The 23,266-nt window shown below is 44.2% G+C and carries 18 protein-coding genes, 4 tRNA genes and 5 pseudogenes; 12 read left to right on the forward strand and 15 right to left on the reverse strand.

Features of this window, described 5'->3' with window-relative positions; all coding sequences use genetic code 11:
• Positions 1 to 236 precede the first annotated feature (236 nt).
• The 6 genes and pseudogenes from ppx to PKHYL_RS01130 all read left to right on the forward strand — a co-directional run bounded on the left by ppx (position 237) and on the right by PKHYL_RS01130 (position 6,327).
• Positions 237 to 1,799: an exopolyphosphatase gene (gene ppx, locus PKHYL_RS01105; RefSeq protein ID WP_071002510.1), complete on the forward strand. Its 1,563-nt coding sequence runs from the start codon at positions 237 to 239 to the stop codon at positions 1,797 to 1,799.
• A 165-nt stretch (positions 1,800 to 1,964) separates the two neighbouring features.
• A pseudogene (locus PKHYL_RS01110) lies at positions 1,965 to 2,769 on the forward strand (acetyl-CoA carboxylase carboxyltransferase subunit alpha).
• 134 nt (positions 2,770 to 2,903) lie between these two features.
• Positions 2,904 to 4,409 carry a tRNA lysidine(34) synthetase TilS gene (gene tilS, locus PKHYL_RS01115; RefSeq protein ID WP_240365768.1) on the forward strand — a complete coding sequence of 502 codons (1,506 nt, stop codon included), beginning with the start codon at positions 2,904 to 2,906 and terminating at the stop codon, positions 4,407 to 4,409.
• 373 nt (positions 4,410 to 4,782) lie between these two features.
• The gene (gene proC, locus PKHYL_RS01120) at positions 4,783 to 5,616 is read left to right on the forward strand and encodes a pyrroline-5-carboxylate reductase (protein WP_240365769.1); all 834 of its coding nucleotides are present in this window, start codon (positions 4,783 to 4,785) and stop codon (positions 5,614 to 5,616) included.
• Positions 5,617 to 5,758: 142 nt separating this feature from the next.
• Complete coding sequence (locus PKHYL_RS01125; protein ID WP_240365770.1) at positions 5,759 to 6,067, forward strand: hypothetical protein; 309 nt, start codon at positions 5,759 to 5,761, stop codon at positions 6,065 to 6,067.
• Positions 6,067 to 6,327, forward strand: coding sequence for a YggT family protein (locus PKHYL_RS01130; RefSeq protein ID WP_240365771.1), 261 nt, complete (start codon positions 6,067 to 6,069; stop codon positions 6,325 to 6,327). Before PKHYL_RS01125 ends, PKHYL_RS01130 begins: the two co-directional genes overlap by 1 nt.
• 131 nt (positions 6,328 to 6,458) lie before the next feature.
• Here PKHYL_RS01130 and PKHYL_RS01135 read toward each other — a convergent pair whose 3' ends face one another.
• Positions 6,459 to 7,253: a hydroxymethylpyrimidine/phosphomethylpyrimidine kinase gene (locus PKHYL_RS01135; protein ID WP_240365772.1), complete on the reverse strand. Its 795-nt coding sequence runs from the start codon at positions 7,251 to 7,253 to the stop codon at positions 6,459 to 6,461.
• A 283-nt stretch (positions 7,254 to 7,536) separates the two neighbouring features.
• Between PKHYL_RS01135 and PKHYL_RS01140 the strand changes: the two are divergent.
• The 4 genes and pseudogenes from PKHYL_RS01140 to PKHYL_RS01155 all read left to right on the forward strand — a co-directional run bounded on the left by PKHYL_RS01140 (position 7,537) and on the right by PKHYL_RS01155 (position 10,047).
• Positions 7,537 to 8,463, forward strand: a pseudogene (locus tag PKHYL_RS01140) (IS30 family transposase).
• A gap of 341 nt (positions 8,464 to 8,804) precedes the next feature.
• Positions 8,805 to 8,894: transfer RNA gene (locus PKHYL_RS01145), tRNA-Ser, on the forward strand.
• A 183-nt stretch (positions 8,895 to 9,077) separates the two neighbouring features.
• Positions 9,078 to 9,152, forward strand: a tRNA-Arg gene (locus PKHYL_RS01150).
• Positions 9,153 to 9,384: 232 nt separating this feature from the next.
• Positions 9,385 to 10,047: pseudogene (locus PKHYL_RS01155) on the forward strand (RDD family protein).
• Positions 10,048 to 10,092: 45 nt separating this feature from the next.
• On the opposite strand, the gene PKHYL_RS01160 reads toward PKHYL_RS01155, so the two are convergent.
• The 14 genes and pseudogenes from PKHYL_RS01160 to PKHYL_RS01225 form a co-directional block, all read right to left on the reverse strand.
• The gene (locus tag PKHYL_RS01160) at positions 10,093 to 11,067 is read right to left on the reverse strand and encodes a calcium/sodium antiporter (protein ID WP_240365774.1); all 975 of its coding nucleotides are present in this window, start codon (positions 11,065 to 11,067) and stop codon (positions 10,093 to 10,095) included.
• A gap of 189 nt (positions 11,068 to 11,256) precedes the next feature.
• Positions 11,257 to 11,637 (reverse strand): aspartate 1-decarboxylase, encoded by a 381-nt coding sequence (gene panD / locus PKHYL_RS01165; RefSeq protein ID WP_010196068.1) that lies wholly within the window; start codon positions 11,635 to 11,637, stop codon positions 11,257 to 11,259.
• 100 nt (positions 11,638 to 11,737) lie between these two features.
• Positions 11,738 to 12,320 (reverse strand): annotated as a pseudogene (gene pth, locus PKHYL_RS01170) (aminoacyl-tRNA hydrolase).
• A 456-nt stretch (positions 12,321 to 12,776) separates the two neighbouring features.
• Positions 12,777 to 13,464: pseudogene (locus PKHYL_RS01175) on the reverse strand (50S ribosomal protein L25/general stress protein Ctc).
• A 406-nt stretch (positions 13,465 to 13,870) separates the two neighbouring features.
• On the reverse strand, positions 13,871 to 14,818 hold the full coding sequence (locus PKHYL_RS01180) for a ribose-phosphate pyrophosphokinase (protein ID WP_057758042.1): 948 nt from the start codon (positions 14,816 to 14,818) through the stop codon (positions 13,871 to 13,873).
• 109 nt (positions 14,819 to 14,927) lie between these two features.
• Positions 14,928 to 15,003: transfer RNA gene (locus PKHYL_RS01185), tRNA-Gln, on the reverse strand.
• A gap of 240 nt (positions 15,004 to 15,243) precedes the next feature.
• Positions 15,244 to 15,319, reverse strand: a tRNA-Gln gene (locus tag PKHYL_RS01190).
• A gap of 349 nt (positions 15,320 to 15,668) precedes the next feature.
• Positions 15,669 to 16,070 carry a hypothetical protein gene (locus tag PKHYL_RS01195; RefSeq protein ID WP_240365775.1) on the reverse strand — a complete coding sequence of 134 codons (402 nt, stop codon included), beginning with the start codon at positions 16,068 to 16,070 and terminating at the stop codon, positions 15,669 to 15,671.
• Positions 16,067 to 16,639, reverse strand: coding sequence for a 4-(cytidine 5'-diphospho)-2-C-methyl-D-erythritol kinase (locus PKHYL_RS01200; RefSeq protein WP_240365776.1), 573 nt, complete (start codon positions 16,637 to 16,639; stop codon positions 16,067 to 16,069). Before PKHYL_RS01200 ends, PKHYL_RS01195 begins: the two co-directional genes overlap by 4 nt.
• Positions 16,593 to 17,036 (reverse strand): 4-(cytidine 5'-diphospho)-2-C-methyl-D-erythritol kinase, encoded by a 444-nt coding sequence (locus tag PKHYL_RS01205; protein ID WP_240365777.1) that lies wholly within the window; start codon positions 17,034 to 17,036, stop codon positions 16,593 to 16,595. The genes PKHYL_RS01200 and PKHYL_RS01205 overlap by 47 nt, the downstream gene beginning before the upstream one ends.
• Positions 17,037 to 17,125: 89 nt before the next feature.
• Positions 17,126 to 17,755 (reverse strand): lipoprotein insertase outer membrane protein LolB, encoded by a 630-nt coding sequence (gene lolB / locus PKHYL_RS01210; protein WP_071002491.1) that lies wholly within the window; start codon positions 17,753 to 17,755, stop codon positions 17,126 to 17,128.
• Between the two features lie 178 nt (positions 17,756 to 17,933).
• A complete protein-coding gene (locus PKHYL_RS01215; RefSeq protein WP_240365778.1) occupies positions 17,934 to 18,266 on the reverse strand; it encodes a hypothetical protein in 333 nt (110 codons plus the stop codon).
• Positions 18,250 to 18,906, reverse strand: coding sequence for a tetratricopeptide repeat protein (locus PKHYL_RS01220; RefSeq protein ID WP_240365779.1), 657 nt, complete (start codon positions 18,904 to 18,906; stop codon positions 18,250 to 18,252). Before PKHYL_RS01220 ends, PKHYL_RS01215 begins: the two co-directional genes overlap by 17 nt.
• A 10-nt stretch (positions 18,907 to 18,916) precedes the next feature.
• A complete protein-coding gene (locus PKHYL_RS01225; RefSeq protein WP_240365780.1) occupies positions 18,917 to 19,873 on the reverse strand; it encodes a tetratricopeptide repeat protein in 957 nt (318 codons plus the stop codon).
• Positions 19,874 to 20,424: 551 nt separating this feature from the next.
• Here PKHYL_RS01225 and hemA point away from each other — a divergent pair.
• Positions 20,425 to 21,816, forward strand: a complete 1,392-nt coding sequence (gene hemA / locus PKHYL_RS01230; RefSeq protein WP_071002488.1) for a glutamyl-tRNA reductase — start codon at positions 20,425 to 20,427, stop codon at positions 21,814 to 21,816.
• A gap of 383 nt (positions 21,817 to 22,199) precedes the next feature.
• A complete protein-coding gene (locus tag PKHYL_RS01235; protein WP_025643743.1) occupies positions 22,200 to 23,126 on the forward strand; it encodes an IS30 family transposase in 927 nt (308 codons plus the stop codon).
• The last annotated feature ends 140 nt before the right edge of the window (positions 23,127 to 23,266 follow it).

The following is a 23,266-nucleotide window of genomic DNA, read 5'->3' on the forward strand; positions in this document are numbered from 1 at the left end:
CCGATATTGCTAACACAAGCGTTAGATGTAGGCTTGGTCATTAGCCTTTGATAGAGTGGTTTTACACTTTTGCTATGATTTTGCGGCGCTTGCGCGTATTTAGGATAAATGCTTTAATGGCAAAATGGCCCAGATTTGTGTGGCGGCTGCTTTTTCTATACCTATGATTTTATATCTATGTCGTACCTGATTTTGTTAAACTACACACTCTCTCTAATACGGTGACAACTTGCCTTATGCCTACTGACTATCTTACAAACCCGCCACTCGGCGATGATGAAATGATGGCAGCCATTGATATTGGTTCCAACAGTTTCCACTTAGCCATTGCCCGTCTTGATCATGGGGAAGTGCGCAAAGTAGTCTCTATGTCTGAAAAGGTACAGCTCGCTGCTGGACTGGATGAGCATAAAATCTTGAGCGAGACAGCTGCACAGCGTGGTCTGGATTGTTTGAGTCGGTTTGTGGCGCGTCTGGATTCTGTACCGCCAGAGCGTATTCGTGTGGTTGCGACCAACGCCTTGCGCCAAGCCAAAAATGCCAATGATTTTATTGCAAAAGCCAATAAGATTTTGCCCAAGCCCATTGAGATTATCGCTGGTCGCGAAGAGGCACGCTTGATTTATTTGGGCGTCTCGCATACCAATGAGAGTAGCGACAAGCGCTTGGTTATTGATATTGGTGGTGGCTCGACGGAATTTATTATCGGTCAAGAGTTTGATCCTTTATTGACTGAAAGCTTACAAATGGGCTGCGTCGCATTCACACAGAAGTACTTTTCTGATGGCCTCATTACCAAAGAGGCTTTTAACAATGCGATTTCAGGCGCGCGCAAGGAAGTACTGGCAATCAATGGTCGTTACCAAAAGACTGGTTGGAGCAGCGTGGTCGGCTCAAGTGGGACGATCAAAGCGGTGCGTAATGTCCTTGTGTCCAAAGGCTGGGCCGATGAGCAAGAACGCATTACTTATAAAGGCGTTAAAAAACTAGAGCGATTGCTGCTTAAGATTGGCAATATTGATGATATCGAGCTAGAAGGCGTCAAAGACCACCGTAAAGCGGTATTTCCGGCAGGTGTGGCAGTGTTGCGTGCGGTGATGAAGGTACTAGGCGTTGAGACCATTACCTACTCAGATGGGGCATTACGTGAAGGCGTGATGTATGACATGCTGGGGCGTTTTGCGAGCGAAGATGTGCGTGACCGCAGTGTGCTCGCGCTTATCAAGCGTTATTCAGGCGACAAAAAGCAAGCCAAGCAAGTGGTAAAAACCAGTCGTAACCTGTTCGAGCAAGTAAAAGATAAGCTTGCCCTAACAAGCGATGACTGTGACTTACTCAGACGTGCCGCGTTTTTGCATGAGATTGGCCTTGCAATCAGTCATAGCAGTTATCATAAGCACAGCGCCTATTTGCTTGAGTATTCTGATATTCCAGGGTTCTCACAAGTGGATCAAAAGCGTATGGCGCAGTTGATGCTCAACCATCGCCGTAAGCTCAAAGCCGATATGTTCGAGCAGACCTGTCAGATCGGGGGAAACCAGCTCGTTTATCTGTGCTTGCTATTGCGTCTTGCGGTACTCGCGCATCATAGCCGTAGTGATTATAAACTGCCAGAATTAGAATTAAAGGTCATCAGTGATAGCGACTGGCAAATCACGGTGGCTGATAGCAGCGAGCATTATGCGTTTTTGGTTGCTGATTTGCGCACAGAGATTGAGCAGTTTGCCAAATGGGGCGTACAGCTTAGTGTGGTAGAGGCGCAAGCAACTGAACCGTTACCATTGTCCGTATCGAGTTAAAGACTAACGTAACAAAAGCAGTGCTGTCGATAATGTCATGCTATATAAGATGTGCTACTATAGCTTCTACTCAGTTTACAACTGTACTTTCATTATCTGAACACCGATAACGATATTATTCTTAAACATAAATACATTAAGTATAATGATTAAAGGGAAGCGTCTATGAGCACTGTCTGGGATAGTGTGCAGCTTGCACGACATGCCAAGCGTCCATTATTTATGGACTATGTTAATCAGCTTTTTACTGAATTTGATGAGTTGCACGGCGATCGTGCTTTTGCCGATGACAAAGCCATTTTGGGCGGTCTGGCACGGTTCAATGATCAACCTGTAATGGTCATCGGTCAGCATCGTGGTCGCAGTACTCGTGAGCGTATCGAGCATAATTTTGGTATGGCCAACCCTGAAGGCTATCGCAAAGTGATTCGCTTGGTCAAAATGGCAGAGCGCTTCAATATTCCTGTGATGACCTTTGTCGATACTCAAGGTGCCTATCCTGGTGTTGGCGCAGAAGAGCGCGGTCAAGCGCAAGCGATTGCAGAGAGTATCGCGGTATTCTCTAGCCTAAAAGTGCCTATCATCGTGACCATTATCGGTGAAGGTGGTTCAGGTGGTGCATTGGCAATTGGCGTTGGCGACAAAGTCAACATGCTGCAAAACAGCATCTATTCGGTCATTTCTCCTGAAGGCTGTGCATCTATCTTATGGAAAACCGCTGAAAAAGCACCAGATGCCAGTGAAGCTCTGAGAATTAAATGCCATCAACCTTTACCAGCTAGGTTTGGTTGATGCCGTCATCGATGAAGGTGAGGGCGCACATGTGCAGCCACAACCCGTTATGGAAGCTCTAAAATCACTGATCACTGAGCAGCTTGATGAAATCAGAGATTTGGATCCTCAAGCGCGTTGTGAGCTCCGCTACGAAAAATTAAAGACGTTTAACTCAGAAGTGATGCTGCCTGCTTAATGCAAAGCATGTGCTAAGCTTTTCATATTAGAGACTGAGTCTTAATGCTAAAATAAAACGTGTCATTCAATGGCGCGTTTTTTTATGTCTATTAATTTGCTCATGAATTTATCTATCTAAAACTAAGGCTGATTATGACCAGCAGTGCCATCCTCACGCATCCTATTAGACCAATCAATGATTTGCCAATTGATGAGACATTGGCAGATGCATTATTGGGCAGTATAAATGACTATAGGGAGCAGCTGCATGGTCGTCGCCTATGGCTAGCCTGTAGTGGTGGGCGTGATTCATTGGCGCTTGCAGCGTTATGTGTGCAGCTCTATCGGCAAGGCAGATTGCCATGTTTGCCGCAGCTGTTACATGTTGATCATGGTTTGCAAGCCGATAGTCAGCATTGGGCAACGCATGTCGCGAATTGGGCTAAGATGCAGCAGATACCTTGTCATATCCTAAGAGCACAAGTGACAGGTCGTGATGAGCAAGCCGCGCGGCAAGCCCGCTATAACGCCATGCGTGCGCATATCAACCAAGATGATGTACTGCTACTAGGACATCACGCCGACGACCAAGCCGAAACGGTACTGATGCGCTTGATCCAAGGCGCTGGGGTCAATGGTCTATCAGGTATGCAGCCATGGCGAGTACAAACGCAGCATGGACGACGCCATGCATTATGGCGACCTTGGCTTACGGTGAGGCGCGCCACGATTAGTAATTATGCCAAGCGCTTAGCGTTGCCTTATATCGATGACCCGACCAACGAGACGGGTGATAATGTCCGTAGCGGACTGCGCCGCGATATCATGCCAGTACTAGCAACTTATAACCCCAATGTCATTGATAATATTGCTCGCAGTGCGCAGCTATTAGGCGATGCGCAAGCCACTGTCAATGTTCAGGCTGAGCAAGATATGCAGCAGACAGCTGATGAAAGCCTACAGCTACCAGCAGCACAGCGCGTGCTCAATATCGATACATTGCAAGTATTGCCCATTTATCGCCAGCGGCAACTACTGCATCATTGGCTGGGTCAAGATGAGCCATTACCGCCTGCTAAGCAGCTCGTCGATGACGTATGGAATCTTACTCAGCGCAGCGACCATGATCACCAAACTGAGCTGTTTTGGCAAGCTCGTACGCAATCCTATGTTGTTCGCCGCTATCGCCAGCAGCTCTACCGGCTAAGCAATGAATGGTTGTCTTGGTTAGATAGACCACTAATGGTACAAGCGCAGCCATTATCGAGTTTGGATTTGACAACAAATGAATCAGCAGAGAGTGATTTTGCACTACTGACTGTTCGTCGCAGTGAAGACTATATCTGGCAGTTGCAAGTGTATCCAGATGCGCTGGCAAGATTGATAGAATGTCATATAGGCGCACTCAATGCAGTATTAAAGATAAAACCATTAGATCGCAAACAGCGTGTGCAGACGGCATTGGCGACACGTTCACAATCAGGCAAAAAACTGTATCAAACGCTTGGTATTCCATTATGGCTGCGAGAAAGCTTGGTTGTGGTCAGTGTCGTACTCTTAGATAAAGAACACGCTAAAAATGAGATTCCTATCTTATTATTATCGCCTTTTGATAGGTGGATATTGAAAATGACTTTTCGATCAATACCAAAAATCTAGGTAGTGATATCGACGATGTTTTTAAGAATGTTATAAGCGTAGTTGAGTAGATGAAACAAAACTATAGCGGCTGTTATATCTTGCAATGAGGCTTTCATAAGTGTGCTGCCCATACCTTGAAGTCTTTTTGAATGGCCTTACGAATAAAAAACATATTTGACACCTCAAAATATTTTATAAAAATTATTTCTCAATCTAACAGCTAAACCATGTCATAGTCGATGTCAGTTGCGTGTTTTAACTAGGTTTACTGCCGTTGTAGACGGCAGGAATTTATCAAACGATACTAGGAGCAGTATGATAAACTGAGTGTCGTTTTATATATCAGTATGTTACGTTGAATACTTTTAAATGTTGTGACTAGGAGACAAGTATGTCGGTATTAGATAATAAGAAAATCAGTTTTATTGGTGGCGGAAATATGGCACAAGCGCTTATTAGTGGGCTTGTGAGCTGCGGCATCAAACCAAGTCTAATCACGGTCGCCGATCCTAGCGGCGATATCCGTGAGCAACTAGCGGCTAAAGGTCTAAACACCGTTGACCCAATGGCGGATGCCAAATCTGCTGTGATCGGTGCTGATATCGTGGTACTGGCAGTAAAACCACAAATCATGAAAGTGGTGGTTGGTGCTTTTGCTGATGCATTGGACAATCAGTTGGTCATCTCGGTTGCCGCAGGTCTGTCAACTGACCTATTGTTTAGCATGCTGGGCGGCTATAGTAATATCGTGCGCGCCATGCCAAACACGCCTTCGATGATTCAGATGGGTGCAACCGGTCTCTACGGTACAGATAATATCTCAGCCGAACAAAAAGAGCTGGCAACGGCGGTGATGGAAGCCTCAGGACTGGTCATGTGGGTTGATGATGAAGAACACATGCATGCTGTGACTGCCGTGTCAGGCTCAGCGCCAGCGTACATGTTTTACTTTATCGAATCGATGGTCGATGGCGCAGTGGCATTAGGGCTTGATAAAGAACAAGCCTCAGCACTTGCCATGCAAACCATGCTTGGTGCGGCAAAAATGGCCATGAATAGTGAGGATGCGCCTGCTGAGCTGCGCCGCAAAGTGACGTCTCCAAACGGTACCACTCAAGCCGCTGTTGAGTCTATGCAAGCCAATGAGATTGGCCGCCAAATCGGTGAAGCCATGCAAGCGTGCTATGATCGTAGCCAAGCGCTTAGTGAAGAGATGAGTAAATAGTTATTGATTAGCAATTGAGTAAGCAACGACCCAAAAAGTAGGTCAGGCTCAACAGCTGACCTGTATTGTATGATGATTCGCATCTGATAATGACAGTTGTCATCCTAAAATCTGTCAACAATGTCCCATTGAGTAGCCCTTCATGAACAACATGTTATTTCAAGTTTTTGATCTGGTCACCACATTCGCTATGATGCTGGTGTTTATTCGTTTTATGCTGCAATTTGCAGGGATGGATGCGCGCAACCCGATGATTGCACCTGCCTATAAAGCGACCCATATCGTCGATGTGTTTGGGCGTATCTTCCCAACGGTCGGACAGGGACGTATTAGCATTGCGGCTATCGTTTTAATGTTTTTGATTCGTCTGATTGATATTTCTGGAAAAGCAGCATTGACGCATCAAGGGATTGCCCTGTGCCGCTATTTTTCACAGGGACGATCAGCCTAGTGTTAGATTTTTTACGCATGTGTCGCTACTTGGTGATTGGGTCTATTATCGTCAGCTGGATCGTGGTGTTTACCCAATCCCAGCATCCTATTATTGGTATCATCATTCAGCTAGCAGAACCGATTTTGGCACCGTTCCGTCGTATTACGCCGAACTTAGGCATGCTTGATTTATCACCGATGATTGCTTTTTTTGTATTCTATCTGCTTGAGATCTTCATCGGCGGCTTGTCGGCAAACTTTATGCCAATGCTAGGATAATTGGTTTCTCTAAATCACAGAGAATAAATAACGCATCCCATGCCAAAAGGCGCACTATAAAATATAGAGCGCCTTTTTTATGTCTGCTATTGATGAACGTTAATACTTTATGTTGTTACTTTATAAAGAAATTAAGAGTGGATAAAGCGATTGGGTATTAATTGCGCCTGAGCATCATCAGGGTGCGGTATGTCAGCCGCGCGCAATGTCTGGGTATTCCAGTTATCTGCGGATTTTACCGCATCAATCAAATCATCTTCCATCGCCAAACGCCCAGCAATAAAGCTGGCAAGCGAACATCCTGAGCCATGAAATTCACCCTCTAAGCGCGGTAAGATGCTCTTATGTACCATCTCGCCCTCTATATATAAATACTGCTCGATATCACCGCTGTCAAAATCATGAGAGGTTTTTACCAACACCGCATGAGCGCCTTGCGCGCATAGTTTTTTCGCACCACTGTGCAAATCCTGCTCGCCGCTCAGCGCGCGCAGTTCATGCGTATTGGGTGTAATCAAGGTGGCATAGGGTAGCAGCTGCCTAAACGCGCGCACCAGCGTTTTCTCATCGCCCAAACTGCCACCGCTATTGGCGACTAATACAGGGTCCAATACAAACGGAATATTTGTGCTTATTATTTGCTCAGCAAATAACTGGGTTAGCATGGCGATATTGTCAGTGGTACCCAGCATACCAGACTTGATGGCTTTGACAGGTAAATCGTCAAGCACCGCAGTGGCTTGAGACTTCACTAGCGCTGCCGCACAAGCTTCAAAACCAAATACCTGCTGTGAGCTTTGAATCGTGACTGCCGTACAAGCAATAGCCGCATGCGCACCAGATTGACCGATGGCTTCAATGTCCGCTTGTAATCCAGCACCGCCTGAGGGATCCAGTCCAGAAAAACACAGTACGACAGGTCGCATAACCGCTCCTTTTAGGTATTTTATAATCAGTGATAAATACTATAGCCACCTACCGCCAAAAAATCTATCTCAGTCTAGTACCTATAGATTAAGTATAAAGTATCAAAACAAATGAGACTGTTCTGAATCATCAATTTAGCAGTGGTATTTTTTTTGCAATATGGCGTAATTTTAAGTATCTTAGATTAACACATGAAGTGCAATACCAAATGCAAGGGTGAAAAAAGACCTAGATGCGCTAGCATCAAAGTTTTTATCCACCGACCAAAGTGAGATTGCAACCATGAGCTATACACATCTAAGCCTAGGTGAACGATACCAGATTTATGCCCTTAAAGGGGCAAAAACATAGTATTAATTTTATAGCGAGGGTGTTAAACAGAAGTCCCAGTACCATATCAAGAGAGCTTAGGCGTAATAAAAGCCTACGAGGTTACCGAGCAAAGCATGCTAATAACAAGGCTTGTGACAGACGGGCTAACAACGCCACAACTATTGTGACTGACCTCTGGGCATGGGTGACAGACAAGCTTAAAGAGAACTGGAGTCCTGAGCAAATATCTGGCGTTCATGCTGGTATCAGTCATATGAGCATTTATCGCTATATTTGGCGTGATAAGAGGCAGGGCGGTACATTGTGGCAGTGTCTCAGACGTAAAGGAAAACCATACCGGCAGCGTCTAACCGCTGAGACTCGAGGCCGTATCAATGACAGAGTCTCGATTCATGAGCGCCCTTGTATTGTTGAAGAACGCTCACGTATTGGAGATTGGGAAGCGGATACCGTTATCGGTCAGCATCACAAGCAAGCGATTGTCACGCTCGTTGAACGTAAAACGGGGCTGCTGAAGATGAAGCGTGTGGGTCATAAAACAGCACAGCAAGTATCAGAGGCAATGATAGAACTCTTAGCGCCAGTGAGGTTGCAGGTTAAGACCATTACCTCTGACAATGGTAAAGAGTTTGCTCAGCATAAGAAGGTGAAACAAAAGCTCTTTAGCCCTTTCTTCTTTGCCGATGCTTATGCGTCATGGCAGCGAGGAACCAACGAGAATACCAATGGCCTTATCAGAGAGTACTTGCCTAAGGGTTGTGACTTTAGACAAGTCTCTGATAATGAAATACAGGACATTGAGAACAAACTAAACAACAGACCAAGAAAACGATTAGGTTTAAAACGCCTATGCAGGCGTTCTATAATATTAATTAGCGTTGCACTTGGTGTGTTAATCTAAGTATTAAAAGGCGAGAAAAGCATTTATATCGATATAGTCAAGTCTAAATAAAAACAATACAGAATAATAAATTCATTTGATTCAACGCTATTTTTCTTGCTTGCTGTGACTGCGTCTCCAGAGGCTGCGAAAAATAACGTTGAATCTTATTGTATCGATTTTATAGTAATCTAACTATAATTATGAGAAAAGCCTCATTAAATCGGCAGACAAGGCTTGCAATTCGTTTTGGCTTTGTTATAATACTCGCCCACAACATAAGACGTATTGTTAGCATCAATACTATGTTTATTTTTATAAATGTCTTAAATCGTTAGGTGAAGTGGGTGAGTGGCTGAAACCAGTTCCCTGCTAAGGAACCATACGTGTAAGCGTATCGAGGGTTCGAATCCCTCCTTCACCGCCATTTATTCAGTTATTATTAGAGTAGTAACGCAGTATATTGCGTTAAACATTCTTAATAATTAAATCAAAAAATATTTTGTTTTTAATTAAAAAAGATGTTGACACAAGCGATATTATCTATATAATAGCCAACCTAATTTACTGAAATTGTTTTTAACAACTCGGTAAATGATTTGCAAAGTACGCGCTTGTAGCTCAGTTGGATAGAGCACTTGGCTACGAACTAAGGGGTCGGGAGTTCGAATCTCCAAGCGCACCATTTGCATAATCAACTAAATTAATCGCCTGTCTTATGACAATTGGCGATTTTTTTATGTCTATCATTTTTGTAATCTATCACGGGGCTTGATGGCTTCGTACTGGTGACTTGCTGTCAATCGCTTTGCAACTATAGTCAATATGATTAGATGGTCATCTAGGATAATGTACGATAGACCAGTCATTTACGGTACAATAGCGTTATTATTCACTGCTTGCTATGAGCTCGTACCATGCCAAAAAGTTCCTCTAAACGCCCGTCAAAATCTGTCAATAAATCAAAGCCGCAACCGAGCGCTTTTGTGCAGCAAGATCCTAATGCAGCGCCCACCATTGCCAAGCCCATGGTTCGTGTCGTAGCCATTCTTTATGATGGTATGTTGATTCTGGCATTGTTATTTTTGGTGGGTACGATATTGACCGTAGTTGGCACGCTGCTAACGATGGAGACGGGTACCGAGTCTTCACAGGCCCAGTCACTACCGCTTTGGTATCAAAACGCCATTATGACGCCGTCGTTTGTTCTGACACTGGTGGCATTCTATGGGATATTTTGGCGCCGTGGTGGTCAGACATTGGGGATGCAAACGTGGCGATTGAAAACCATCAATGATGCTGGTCAGTGGCTCACGTGGGGACAGTCATTTAAGCGTATCTTGGCTGCTTGTCTGATGCCATTACTCTTTGGCATTATCGGTAGTCTTATTGATGGGTCACGCGCCGCCTTATTAGCCAGCGCGTTTCTTGGACTGGTATTCAACTATGTTTTTGTCTGTTCAACCCTCGTGGTCTCGCAGTACAGGATATGCTATCCAACACCATTACCCTAAAAATGCCAAAAGTGGCACATGAAGGGGTTATGGCGCGGTTTTAAAAATCGTAAGAAAAAGTCTTAGGATTATAAAATAGCCAGCAAGGCTCAAAACATACAAAAGTGAAAGTTATATACTAACGCTTTGAATCAGCCATGCAGTATAACCGACAAAGAAAAGCACCAAAGTAGCGCCTGACGTACGACCGAACTGGCGCTTTGTTGTAAAGGCAAACACACACAGAGCAACGAGTAATACCGTCAGTAGCCCCATTGCCATCACATCACGTGACAAAATCACTGGATCAGCAGCAATCGGGGCAATCACCGTAGCTAGGCCTACGACCGCTAACGTATTAAAAACATTCGAACCAATGATATTGCCAAGTGCCATGTCGTGTTCGCCTTTACGCGCTGCTGACATGCTTGATACCAGCTCAGGCAGTGATGTACCAACCGCAACAATCGTCAAGCCAATGATGAGCTCGCTGAGACCCCAGAGCGTTGCCAATTCGACCGCTCCCCAAACGATCGCCCGCGAGCTGATTACCAGCATCAGCATACCGAGCAGTAAGCTACCAAGTCCACGCGCTACGCTTGGCTCTGTCGCATCTGAATCTGCATTATCAATGTCCTCTTCATGCTCATGATAGCCCTCACGAATGCTCAATACGATCTGTAATCCCAATACCGCAATCAACAATACAAGCAATATTAGACCATCCACTTGGCTCAATATGCCGTCACGTAGCTGCCATGCAGCGATGGCGGTGATTAGCAGTAGCAGCGGCAGGTCACGCTTTACGATACCTTTACGGATGATGATAGGGCTAATCAGTACGGTTGCACCGAGTACTAAAGCAATATTAATAATATTTGAGCCGTAAGCATTGCCTAAAGCCAGCTCAGGACTGCCTTCTAACGCTGCTAATACTGACACGACCATCTCAGGTGCTGATGTGCCGATGCCCAATATTAATACCCCAATTAAGAAGCTTGGTACGCTAAACTTCTTTGCCAATGCTGTTGCTCCGTCAATAAAGACATCGGCACTCCAAACCAAAATTGCTAACCCAATCAGTATTGCAATCACCGCCAACCACATCGGTATGTTTCCTTATATATGATGAAAAATATGAGTTTAATAAATAAAAATCGCACAAAAAAAGCCGAATCTTGATTTAGATTCAGCTTTCCTCATAGCATCGAGATTTTTAGTAATAATAGCAGTTAACTCAAAGATGTAACTTTGTGTTTATCTTAAATTTACCAAAACCTCACCATCCCTGTCATATTAAGCAACTTGTACAGGAATGATATTTGCTGTGTCTTTAACTGTGTTGTCTTCGTTGCAATAGACCAGTTTTGGCTGATACGTCGATGCTTCAACTTCATCGAAATGCGCGTAAGCACAGATGATCACGATGTCGCCTAGGTCTGCCATGTGTGCTGCTGCACCGTTTAGCGAGATAATACCAGAGCCTGCCTCAGCACGGATAGCATAGGTACGAAAGCGCTTGCCATTGGTCACATTATAGATATCGATAGATTCGTTTTCACGTAGACCAGCTAGGTCTAGTAGATCACCATCGATACCGCATGAGCCTTCATAGTGAAGCTCAGCATGGGTAACGCGAGCACGGTGTAATTTGCATTTAAGCATATTAAGTAGCATAGGTTGCTTCCTTAGCGTAACTGATATTAAATAACTAAATCAAAAGGTTAATGGGGACAAACCTACCAAAATAAAAGGCTATTACTATAGAGGTAATATTTTATTCAGGCAATTTAAAGCCATTAATTTGTGAACGTGCTTTTTCGATATCACCATCTAGCAATAGTGGTAGCGCGTCAAAAGCCGCCGTCAATGCGCTGTCAATGGCGATTTGCTCATCGGGAGACGCTTTTGAGAGCACATGTCCACTGACTTTAGATTTGTGACCAGGATGGCCGATACCCACACGCAGACGATGAAAGTCATTACCGATATGCGGCGTAATATCACGCAAGCCATTGTGACCACCGTGACCACCGTCGGTTTTGAGTTTGATGCTGCCAGCTGGAATATCGAGCTCATCATGAACAATCAATAACTCGTCGTTTTTGATGCCATAAAAATTTACCATAGGCACGACTGACTGACCAGATTTATTCATAAACGTGAGCGGCATAAGTAAGCGCACATCAGAGCCATGAATGTGCCCACGTCCTGTCACCCCGTGGAATTTTTTGTCAGGGGGAGAGCGTGATGTTGAATTGTTGCGCCAAATGATGGACAAACCAAAATCCGGCATTATGACGCGTAAACATATACTGCTGACCAGGATTACCAAGACCGACAATAAGCTTTATGGCCATAAAAACACCCTGCTTAAATTTGATAAATAAGGATAAGGTTTGAAATGTTGATAGACAGTATATTCTCAAACCTTAGGGCGTGTTGAACATTCGCAAATAGGCACTGCTGATCGCTAAAATTGTTCCAGACAAGGCACAAAGCGACGATAATGCAGATGCCTTAGCGAGATTTGTAACGCAGTATGGGGCAATTTTAGCATCAGCCCTAACGATAAAAAGCAGGGGACAGGACTCTTTTTGCCGCTTCATCGTTAAAAATAAGCGCTTAGAGTGACTAAGCTTATTATTTTTAACATCGAATCGCCTAAAAAATAGTCGCTGTCAGTGCCATGGTCGAATGTTCAACACGCCCTACTTACAAAAACAGCAGGAGATTTCAAATCGCCTGCTGTCTTCTTAACTAAACGAGTCTGTTACTAAGTAGCACAAAATAAAATGCTACCTAGACATAGTATATTACTCGTCGTCGTTGCTTTCTTCAGCATCAGCGCCGTCGTTTTGCTCAGTTGCTGGTACTTCATCAGCATCAACGTCGTCAGCATCTTCGTCAACTTCTTCAACCGTTGGTGGCTGCATGTTAACGATAGTACGGTCATGGCCGTCTTCTAGCTCAAGCTCATGAATCACAACGCCTTCAGGAAGTTTGATGTCTGATAGACGGAACAAATCACCGATTTCCATACCAGATACATCTACTTCTAGATATTCAGGAAGTTGTGATGGTAGGCAGATCACTTCGATATCAGATACTAAAGTAGACAATACGCCACCAGCAGCAGTACCTGGCGCTTCTTCACGACCAACAAAATGCACAGGAACGTTCATGTGGATTTTTTGACCTTTACAACGCGCTGGAAGTCAGCATGCATTGGGAAGCCTTTAGCAGGATGACGCTGCAAGTCTTTGATAACAGCTTGATGCTCGGTACCGTCAACATTGATGGTCAAGATGTGTGAAAGAATGCTTCAAACTCAAGTGCTTTTACTAGCTCGTTGATTTTGATAGAGATCGCTGTTGGCTGCTCACCACCACCATAGATGATAGCAGGAACTAGGTTCTGCTTACGTAGGCGGCGGCTCGCACCTTTACCTTGTAGGTCAGCAGAACGATCAGTAGCGTTTAGTTCAAAATGATTATTGCTCATGGATATAATCCTATAAAAAGAATGATGAAGTGTCTGGTCATAAAAAGTGGATTTGCGACCAATCCACTAATACGTGATGAGAGCTAATATCTATCGTTGCGTATAAATGACACAACTATCGATGTTAGCCATTTGCTTATAACAATGATTTTTATAGTAAAAATTACCAAAATAGCCATTATTATTCAGCATGATCAGCACTTTTGATAATGCTAGCCTGATTAAATAAAACAAACGGTCAGCACAGGCGCGCATTATACGGGATTTTGTAGTAATAATAAAGACCTACGCAAAGTACGTACATAAAAATAGCGTCAAGTACTGATACTTGACGCTATTATTTTTATGACTAAATTTTTATTGTCACTACAATGTTATTAAAATTTATAGCAATGACTGTCTCATATTAAGCATCAAACATCGCACTAATAGATTCTTCATTATTAATGCGGCGTAAGCTCTCAGCAAGCATTGGCGCGATACTGACCTGACGGATTTTGCTACAGGCTTTTGCTTCGGCAGATAATGGAATCGTATCAGTCACGACGACTTCGTCTAGCGCAGATTCGCTGATGTTTTTGAGTGCATTACCTGATAGGACAGGGTGAGTGATATAAGCTAAGACGCGGCGTGCACCATTCTCTTTTAGTGCTTCAGCGGCTTTACATAATGTACCAGCCGTATCGACCATATCATCAACGATGACGCAATCACGGTCACGAACATCACCGATGATGTGCATCACTTGTGACTCATTGGCACGAGCACGGCGCTTGTCGATAATCGCCATGTCGGTATCGCCTAACTGCTTGGCCATTGCACGGGCACGAACCACACCGCCAACATCAGGTGAAACCACCATGATGTTGTCATAATCTTGTTTTTGTAGGTCGTTTAGGAGTACTGGCGTACCATAGATATTGTCTACAGGAATGTCAAAGAAACCCTGAATCTGATCTGAGTGCAAATCAACTGTCATCACGCGATCGATACTAACGATGTTCAGCATGTCAGCGACGACTTTTGCTGAGATAGGTACACGCGCTGAGCGCGGGCGACGATCCTGACGCGCATAACCAAAATATGGCATGACAGCTGTGATACGACCAGCACTAGAGCGACGCAAAGCGTCAGCCATCATCATGATTTCCATCAAGTTGTCGTTGGTCGGTGCACAAGTCGGCTGCATGATAAACACATCTTTACCGCGTACGTGTTCTTTGATTTCCACGGCAATTTCGCCATCAGAAAAACGCGTGATGTCAGCTTTACCAAGAGGTATGTGAAGATGATCGGCTACGGTTTTTGCTAATTCTGGGTGGGCATTGCCCGTAAAAATCGCCAAATAAGGCATGACAGAAGTCCTATTGATTGACTCAAGCAGCGACCGCTAAGCAGTGACAAACTGCTCAAATTAAGAAAAGAGTGGTGAAAAGATTGAAGACTACTATTACAGTAAAAAATGGCAGGGGTAGCTGGACTCGAACCAACGGATGTCAGGATCAAAACCTGATGCCTTACCAACTTGGCTATACCCCTGTAATGTCTAGGCTACGAACAACCGAAAGCTAATAGCGACTAATTCGTCATTCTTAGAATGGTGTCATGACCTGTCAGTTATGTTATAAACGATTGAGCCGCCTAAAACATAACCTTTCCCTAGCGGTGTTCATTGCGAACTATACCGAAACTGGGATAACGTTGTCAATGACAATAGCATAAGAGGTTATGTATAAACCGCTTATACTCAATGTATGTCTAACGCTTCGTACTAAAAAATGGCAGGGGTAGCTGGACTCGAACCAACGGATGTCAGGATCAAAACCTGATGCCTTACCAACTTGGCTATACCCCTATTGTGGCGACCTATTATAAGTAAATTTTCAGATTTTGCAAGTCATTTGCGCCTTTTTCTGGGATTTATTCGAAACTAAGTGAATTAGCCTGAGTTGCATCGCTACTATTGTAGTGAATAGGGGTCTTTTTATTAAGCCTGTCAATCGTAAGCTAATGCTGTGCGAGTTACTTTTGTACGAGAGGATTGACCACTCTACCACTCATAAATATTGCAGGTTCCGTCAAACAAGCTGTATTCTCTGGGTCTTCAATGACAATATCACCTTTTCGTAAATAGTAACTACCTATACGCTCTTTAATTATACCGCTAGTGACAACCTCCTCACCGAGCTTAACTTTGGTTCCATTTACAGAAATGGCTTGTTCATTCTCAAAAGAATGGCTCTATCGGGATAAAAAATAGGACTAAGATACTTATCATCGTTCTGAACAAAGTATAAGCAGTTATCTTTTATAACGTATTTGCCTTTCAAAACAAAATTGATTTCGCGCATTGAAAGAGCCGGTGCGTAAGTAAATAGTTCAGCAGGTGAACTGGTTTTACGGTGCTGCTCAGAAGTAGATATATTCTGAGAGTTAGCTTGTAATTCAATTCCTAGCTGCGGTGGTAAAATTACATTATCAGACAAACGCTTGGAATTAGGTTCATCATAAGACTTAGGTAGCGATGTACACCCAGTTAGACTTAATGATAAGCAAACAAAAACCATACTTGTTATTGAGCATTTTTTTAGATATAAAGCATTCACGTTACAAACTCCCCACCACATACCCCCGAACAAGGCGCACTTTCAATCCATGTTACCAACAGCGCTTTATCAGAGGCAATACTCGCATCTAACGGCAAGAATACCGCGCTACCAGAGCCAGTCATGCGTGCTGTACCCAGTGCTTGCGATTCTAACCCTTTTAAGTAATCTAAAGCCTCTGCAACAGCAGGAGCGAAGCTTGTCACTACTGGTGTAAAGACATTATGATAGGGCGTATTCAAATTTTGAACATAATCATTGGACTGGTTTTTGATGGTTTTAATCGATAGAGGGGTGATATCTCGATGTAGCTTAGGATGAGCAAATAGGGTAGCGGTATTGATATGCGCCTCAGGCGTTAAGACTAAATACTGCTGGTCAGGTAAATTGATGGCAGTTAATTGCTCGCCAATACCCATGGCAATGGCATCTTGACCAAAGATAAAGATTGGCACGTCTGCACCTACCTTTGCACCGATTTTTATCAGCGCATCACAAGTAACGTTAAGCTGCCAAAGCTCATTAAGTGCCAGCATAGTCGTTGCGGCATTGGATGAGCCACCACCCAATCCCTGCGCCCATAGGCAAATGCTTGTCTAACCTGATAGTAATTGGTGCTAACTGCTCGGGCAGCGTGTTTGACTGTATGGCAAACGCGAGCAATGCGCGCGCCGCTTTGAAGATTAAGTTGTCTTCTATATTGGCAGTTATCGCCTCTGCACCAGCTAATACTAATAGCTGATGACAGAGCGTGTTGGCATCTGCTTTATTATCAGCCGTTTGTATCACAACATCATCCATGAGTGAAAAATGCAAATAATCGCCCCAATCGAGCAGGCGAAACACCGTTTGCAAATTATGATAACCATCAGCACGCTTGCCTGTAATATGCAAAAATAGATTGATTTTTGCAGGGGATAAACGCGTAACAGTAGAGTCAGATGCTTCGGCTATGTTTTCAATCATGTTTTTCATCATAAAGTACGGACATAAACGACTATGGTAATGAGCAATAGGGGCTGATTTTTCAGTGGTGATACACTAGTAATGACGGACTAGTGATTAATCGTCATCACCACTTTATTGCCCTGTGGTTGTACAGCGCTGATTTTACTAGGGAGCTTGTCATTCCCTTTATAAGTAAAGCTGGCACTCCAGTCGCCATTGACTGAGCTGATCAATCGGTTTTGAGCATCTAGCTGCGGAGCGCTATCTGAGGGCGCGGGGCGACCAAAAATCCAGTAAGGCATTTGCGAGATAGGCGCTTGCCAGCCAGTGGCTTTTTGTAATAGTTCCTCAGGGTCATCAGCGGTCAATGTACCTGTCTTTTCACTGACTAGCGTCGCGGTTTGACCATTGTACTCGATGTTGGTTTTACCAATACCAAGCGCGCCGATGAGTTCAATAGCAAAACGATCGTTTTCTTGTCCCCATGCATAAAACGCACTACCACCTTGGGTACCTGAGGTGTCATTAGCAGGTATGGTCACCCCAATTTTACCCGTGATATTAAAGCTCTCTAGCTTTTTGGGCTGATCTGCGTTTTGAGCTTGCATCGTGGTTGGTTGATTGGTCGCGTTGGCTGTTTTTAGTGACTGACAGCCAGAGGTAATAACCATTGTAGTCGCTATCGCAGTAAGCAAAGCCAGTTTATTTGGTTTATAAGACATCGTTGATGCTGACATAATGTGCTCTCAAAATGGGAAAATGGACAGGTTAACAAAGATATTAGCTTAAGGGCTATTTGTTGCTCAGTTATGCACGGCTGTTAGCTTCTTATACGTCCCTTGTAATTGATAAGTGCTTTGTGACGTGTCAAGCCTAATGGCATCATGCCGCAACAGTTATTTTGAAAAACCACTATCAATATAGCTGTATGCTGTCATTGATATTGTGTTGTCCAAAGGAGAAGCGCTGTTGCAAATCTGCGAGTAGTGCTTCGACTTTTTCGTTATTGCCAAGACCTTGATAAGCACGCAGTAATAGAGTGCCTGAGCGCAGGGTTGGGAGCACATCGTAAGGCGTTTGCAGATAATCGATGACTTGCTTATAGTTTTCTTTGGCCAGTGCATTACCCGCCAGTACGTTTAGGGCCTGTAGATGAAGGTCATTATCGTAGCGCGGATCATCATAGCGAATCTGGATAATTGCTGTGGCGAGTGCCAGACCTTGCTCAGAGCTACGCTCGTTGGCCAATAGCAACTGTGCATAACTGAGCTGATAGGGATAAATTGGTAGGATCGAGCGCCTGCAAATGATTAAGGAGTGTACGTTTGACGACATAGTCGCTTTTGTCATCTAACAGTTGGACACGGGCAAAGAGTAACATCTCATTATCAGGATATTTACGAGCGGCCCGCGTCAATAGACGTAAGGCTTCTTCTGATTCATTTTGCTGCCACAAAATATCGGCTTGCATCACAAAGGTGTCAGGGGCGAACACCGTAAAGTCTTTGCGTAGCTTTTCTAAAGTAGCAATGGCGGCGTCGACGTCGTCATTGAGCAATTCATATGCGACCACTTTTCGACGTGCTTCTAATACTAAGTCTTCTTGCATCACGGCATTGAGATAGTATTTGGCTTTATCAAACTGCTGCTGGCGCTCAGCACTGATACCGAGATAGTAATAAGCTTGGTCAAGGTAAGCGGGGTTTTTGGCAAGCATATTGAGTAGATCATCCGCACTCGCATATTCTTCGATATCCAAGCTCACTAGTGCTGCTAACAAGGTAATCTCAGCATCGTCGTTAAAGCGGCTGTGGGCTTCGAGCAATAGTTTCCAAGCTTGCTCGCTTTGTTTTAAGTCTAATAAGTAGCGAATCTCGTACAGGTACAAACTTTTGCTATCAGGGATTGCGCAAGCGTGCTTGGCTTATATAGTTGACCACAGTTTCAGAGGTGACGATTTTGCGCAAGATGTCAGCCTTTAGGGTGATAAAAGGCACATAATCAGGCTGGCGCTCTAGCGCACGGTTGATATGCACGATAGCGATTTCGGGCTCATTAAATTGGTAAAGTAAACCAGCTTTTAATACGGACAGTGAAGCATTTTGCTCACTATCTAGTGGCTGCAAAGCGGCAAGCAGCTCGCGTTTGTCATCGTCATTATTGGGATAAATACCGATAAGGATTTCGCTCAAATCTGCACGCGGATCGTAACGCAAGATGCGGTTTAAGGTCTCGCCAGCTAAGATATAGTCGTGTGCCCGTAGTGCCAAATGCGCCACATAAAACCAAGCAGGTACATGATCAGGATTCTGGTCTTGCCATGATTTCGCAAAGGCTAATGAATCCTCAACCCTTTCATTACGCAATGATAGAGTTAGCGCCCTCTCAAATACCGCTGTGGCATCTTCTTTAAAAGATTGTTGCTTATAGATCGTCATCGCACGTTGTTTGTCATCACGATCCGCAGCAAACTCTGCATCTAATAGAGCATATAAACTGGGTTCGTTGAGTTCAGGCTGCCATAGGCTGGCTGGCGCTAGACCATCAATGTTGGTTACGCTATCTGTCATTTGGCTGTTTTTATGAACAGTCGTGCTGATAGAGGTGCTAGAAGTAGCATTATTATTTGCCCTGTTATCGCTAGTAATGACTGCTACTGGTGGCGTTTTTGCGGCCAATTCTGTATCAGCATGGCTGGCATGTGCAGGTACGGCAAGGCATAAACAGACGGCCAATGACAACGCTAGCTTATAACGCTGGCACAAACGATCAATAACGACTTGCAATAAAGCGCGGAGGCTAGATTGCTCGTTATAAAGAGGTTGTGATCTAGATAATGATCCAAAAAACATCATAGATAGTCGTGTTCGCCCATGGTTTACCTACATAGCTGAGGCAATTTTATTTTAATCATTTCAAATCAAATAGTGGTAAAGAGTACCCATGACAAATATTATAAGAGCGGATGAACAGTATAAACAATAGCATCCGTGTTACTCATATCTGAGCAATCATCATTCTATTGATAGGCTATGACTAATACTTGTTTTAAGCATGAGTTATCTTGCTAAGACTTTTATACAAATAGGTATATTGATCAGAATACTGTGGAAATATAACAAGTTAGGCGACACTAAGCGAATGATTTATGATGATCTTAGCGACTATTTGCCAAAATACATCCATTGATTTTATCAATCATATCGGTAGTTGATTTGTTACATTTGCGACCAGATACAGAGATATCGCTATCATAGATGGGTGAGTGTTAATTAACGCCAGCAATAATGATATAATAAGCGGTTTTTAGGGTCTTCCTTTCAGCGCTGTCGTCAAAAACTGTCTTTTAAAAATAATAAGATAGCGTGAGTGAGCAGCTAGGCGTCATGTTTATGGTCTATCGATAATGAGATTAGTGGTCATTGGGGTCAATCACAAAACTGCACCAGTCGCTCTGCGAGAGCGCTTGGCGCTGGTGGGTGACGATGTGAATGTCGCGCTTGAGCAAATAGAATCCTTCACGGATGGCAGTGTGATTGTCTCCACTTGCAATCGAACTGAGATCTACGCGCTTGTGCCCCATACGTTGACCCCGCACCACTCACACTCATCAAGCTCGGCAGTCAATGAGCAGACAGATCACGCCATCTCTCATAATGATTTTAGTAGCAGTGCTCATGTCACATCAAGCATGATCAGCGCTCATATCCTCAAGATTAAGACGTGGCTTGCTGAATTCAAACAGCTGCCACTCGTAGATATCGATCCTTATCTCTATGTGCACCGCGACACGCACGCATTGACCCACTGGCTAAGAGTCGCAGCGGGGCTGGATTCTATGATACTGGGTGAGCCGCAAATACTTGGTCAAATCAAGCGCTCTGTGCATTTGGCACAAGAGCAAAAAGTATTGAGCAATCAGCTCGGTTGGATCGTTGATCAAGTATTTGCCGCTGCCAAACGAGTACGTAACGAGACGCAAGTTGGGGCGCAAGCGGTATCGCTGAGTTTTGCGGCGGCCAAATTGGTCACGCAGATATTTGATGACTTGCCGAGTCGTACGCTATTGGTCGTCGCGGCAGGTGAGATGAATCGCTTGGTTGCCACCCATATCGCAGGACTTGGCGTTGGGCGAGTGATTATTTGTAATCGTAATCCTGAGCGTGCTGAGGCATTGGCGGCTGAGTTACGTAGTCCCAATCGCCGTATAGACGTCAGACCCTTGCAAGATTTGCCGCAAGTATTGGCAGACGCCGATATTGTCAGCAGCTGTAGTGGCAGCATGGATTTATTGATTGATAAAACCATGACCATGCAAGCGCTTAAGCGTCGCCGTTATCAGCCGATGCTAATGATAGATTTGGCCGTACCACGTGATATTGACTCAACCATCAGTCGTATGGATGATGTCTATCTGTATTCTGTCGATGATTTGCAGCATGTGATTGCTGGCAACATCGAGCAGCGTCGGCAAGCGGCGGTCGATGCAGAACTTTTAGTCAGTCAATTGGTCGTTGAAATAGATCGTCGCTTCCAAGTTCGCCAAGTGGGTAAAGACATCCAGCAGTATCGTACCTGTACTCAAAATCAAGTAGATAAGCTACTGCATGAGTCCATTGCCAAGCTGCAACAAAAAGATATCAGTCCAGAAGATATTCTCATTGAGCTGTCACGGCGCCTGACTCAAACACTGACGCACGCACCATCCAAGCTCATGCGTAAAGCGGCCCGCGAAGGTGATAGCGATTTGCTAGATTTTGTGGTGTCTGGGCTACAGGATGCCCATCGCGGGCGCTGATGTTCTCACAGTGTCGATCAACGAACACTTACCAATAAAACTCTAATCGCGCAAGCCATATCAGTGCCTGAGCGTATCGTTGTCAACCTCTAGCATCAGTGCTACTATCAAATCTTATGGATGATTTGGGTCAAGACAGTTTGGCTTAACATAGGGTGATGAGACTCGCTCATGTCGTGACTATAATGTGACTAGAAATAGTTTCGCCCCATGTTTATAGCCCTCATTAATGTGTATTAGAGTCAGTGCGTTTGCATATCATGAATCTGAAGCATTGATATCTTAGATTAACACATGAAGTGCAATACCAAATGCAAGGTGAAAAAGACCTAGATGCGCTAGCATCAAAGTTTTTATCCACCGACCAAAGTGAGATTGCAACCATGAGCTATACACATCTAAGCCTAGGTGAACGATACCAGATTTATGCCCTTAAAGGGGCAAAACATAGTATTAATTTTATAGCGAGGGTGTTAAACAGAAGTCCCAGTACCATATCAAGAGAGCTTAGGCGTAATAAAAGCCTACGAGGTTACCGAGCAAAGCATGCTAATAACAAGGCTTGTGACAGACGGGCTAACAACGCCACAACTATTGTGACTGACCTCTGGGCATGGGTGACAGACAAGCTTAAAGAGAACTGGAGTCCTGAGCAAATATCTGGCGTTCATGCTGGTATCAGTCATATGAGCATTTATCGCTATATTTGGCGTGATAAGAGGCAGGGCGGTACATTGTGGCAGTGTCTCAGACGTAAAGGAAAACCATACCGGCAGCGTCTAACCGCTGAGACTCGAGGCCGTATCAATGACAGAGTCTCGATTCATGAGCGCCCTTGTATTGTTGAAGAACGCTCACGTATTGGAGATTGGGAAGCGGATACCGTTATCGGTCAGCATCACAAGCAAGCGATTGTCACGCTCGTTGAACGTAAAACGGGGCTGCTGAAGATGAAGCGTGTGGGTCATAAAACAGCACAGCAAGTATCAGAGGCAATGATAGAACTCTTAGCGCCAGTGAGGTTGCAGGTTAAGACCATTACCTCTGACAATGGTAAAGAGTTTGCTCAGCATAAGAAGGTGAAACAAAAGCTCTTTAGCCCTTTCTTCTTTGCCGATGCTTATGCGTCATGGCAGCGAGGAACCAACGAGAATACCAATGGCCTTATCAGAGAGTACTTGCCTAAGGGTTGTGACTTTAGACAAGTCTCTGATAATGAAATACAGGACATTGAGAACAAACTAAACAACAGACCAAGAAAACGATTAGGGTTTAAAACGCCTATGCAGGCGTTCTATAATATTAATTAGCGTTGCACTTGGTGTGTTAATCTAAGTATCAAAACAACACATGACCTCATCATTAAAGACAGTAGCGCTGGGTTAAAGGGTTATCTTGTCTATCCTATATCTTCTTCATTTTTGTTCGATATGAGTATTCGGTTGATACC

The sequence above is a fragment of the Psychrobacter sp. KH172YL61 genome, assembly GCF_007182895.1.
Classification (GTDB): domain Bacteria; phylum Pseudomonadota; class Gammaproteobacteria; order Pseudomonadales; family Moraxellaceae; genus Psychrobacter; species Psychrobacter pacificensis.

Excerpts from the sequence above, each read along its gene's own strand:
- PKHYL_RS01235 (WP_025643743.1), top strand. The coding sequence starts at position 22,200 with ATGAGCTATACACATCTAAGCCTAGGTGAACGATACCAGATTTATGCC.
- tilS (WP_240365768.1), top strand. The coding sequence starts at position 2,904 with ATGACCAGCAGTGCCATCCTCACGCATCCTATTAGACCAATCAATGAT.
- PKHYL_RS01180 (WP_057758042.1), bottom strand. The coding sequence starts at position 14,818 with ATGCCTTATTTGGCGATTTTTACGGGCAATGCCCACCCAGAATTAGCA.
- hemA (WP_071002488.1), top strand. The coding sequence starts at position 20,425 with ATGAGATTAGTGGTCATTGGGGTCAATCACAAAACTGCACCAGTCGCT.
- PKHYL_RS01160 (WP_240365774.1), bottom strand. The coding sequence starts at position 11,067 with ATGTGGTTGGCGGTGATTGCAATACTGATTGGGTTAGCAATTTTGGTT.
- PKHYL_RS01135 (WP_240365772.1), bottom strand. The coding sequence starts at position 7,253 with ATGCGACCTGTCGTACTGTGTTTTTCTGGACTGGATCCCTCAGGCGGT.
- panD (WP_010196068.1), bottom strand. The coding sequence starts at position 11,637 with ATGCTACTTAATATGCTTAAATGCAAATTACACCGTGCTCGCGTTACC.
- PKHYL_RS01225 (WP_240365780.1), bottom strand. The coding sequence starts at position 19,873 with ATGATGTTTTTTGGATCATTATCTAGATCACAACCTCTTTATAACGAG.
- ppx (WP_071002510.1), top strand. The coding sequence starts at position 237 with ATGCCTACTGACTATCTTACAAACCCGCCACTCGGCGATGATGAAATG.
- PKHYL_RS01125 (WP_240365770.1), top strand. The coding sequence starts at position 5,759 with ATGAACAACATGTTATTTCAAGTTTTTGATCTGGTCACCACATTCGCT.
- lolB (WP_071002491.1), bottom strand. The coding sequence starts at position 17,755 with ATGTCAGCATCAACGATGTCTTATAAACCAAATAAACTGGCTTTGCTT.
- PKHYL_RS01205 (WP_240365777.1), bottom strand. The coding sequence starts at position 17,036 with ATGATTGAAAACATAGCCGAAGCATCTGACTCTACTGTTACGCGTTTA.
- proC (WP_240365769.1), top strand. The coding sequence starts at position 4,783 with ATGTCGGTATTAGATAATAAGAAAATCAGTTTTATTGGTGGCGGAAAT.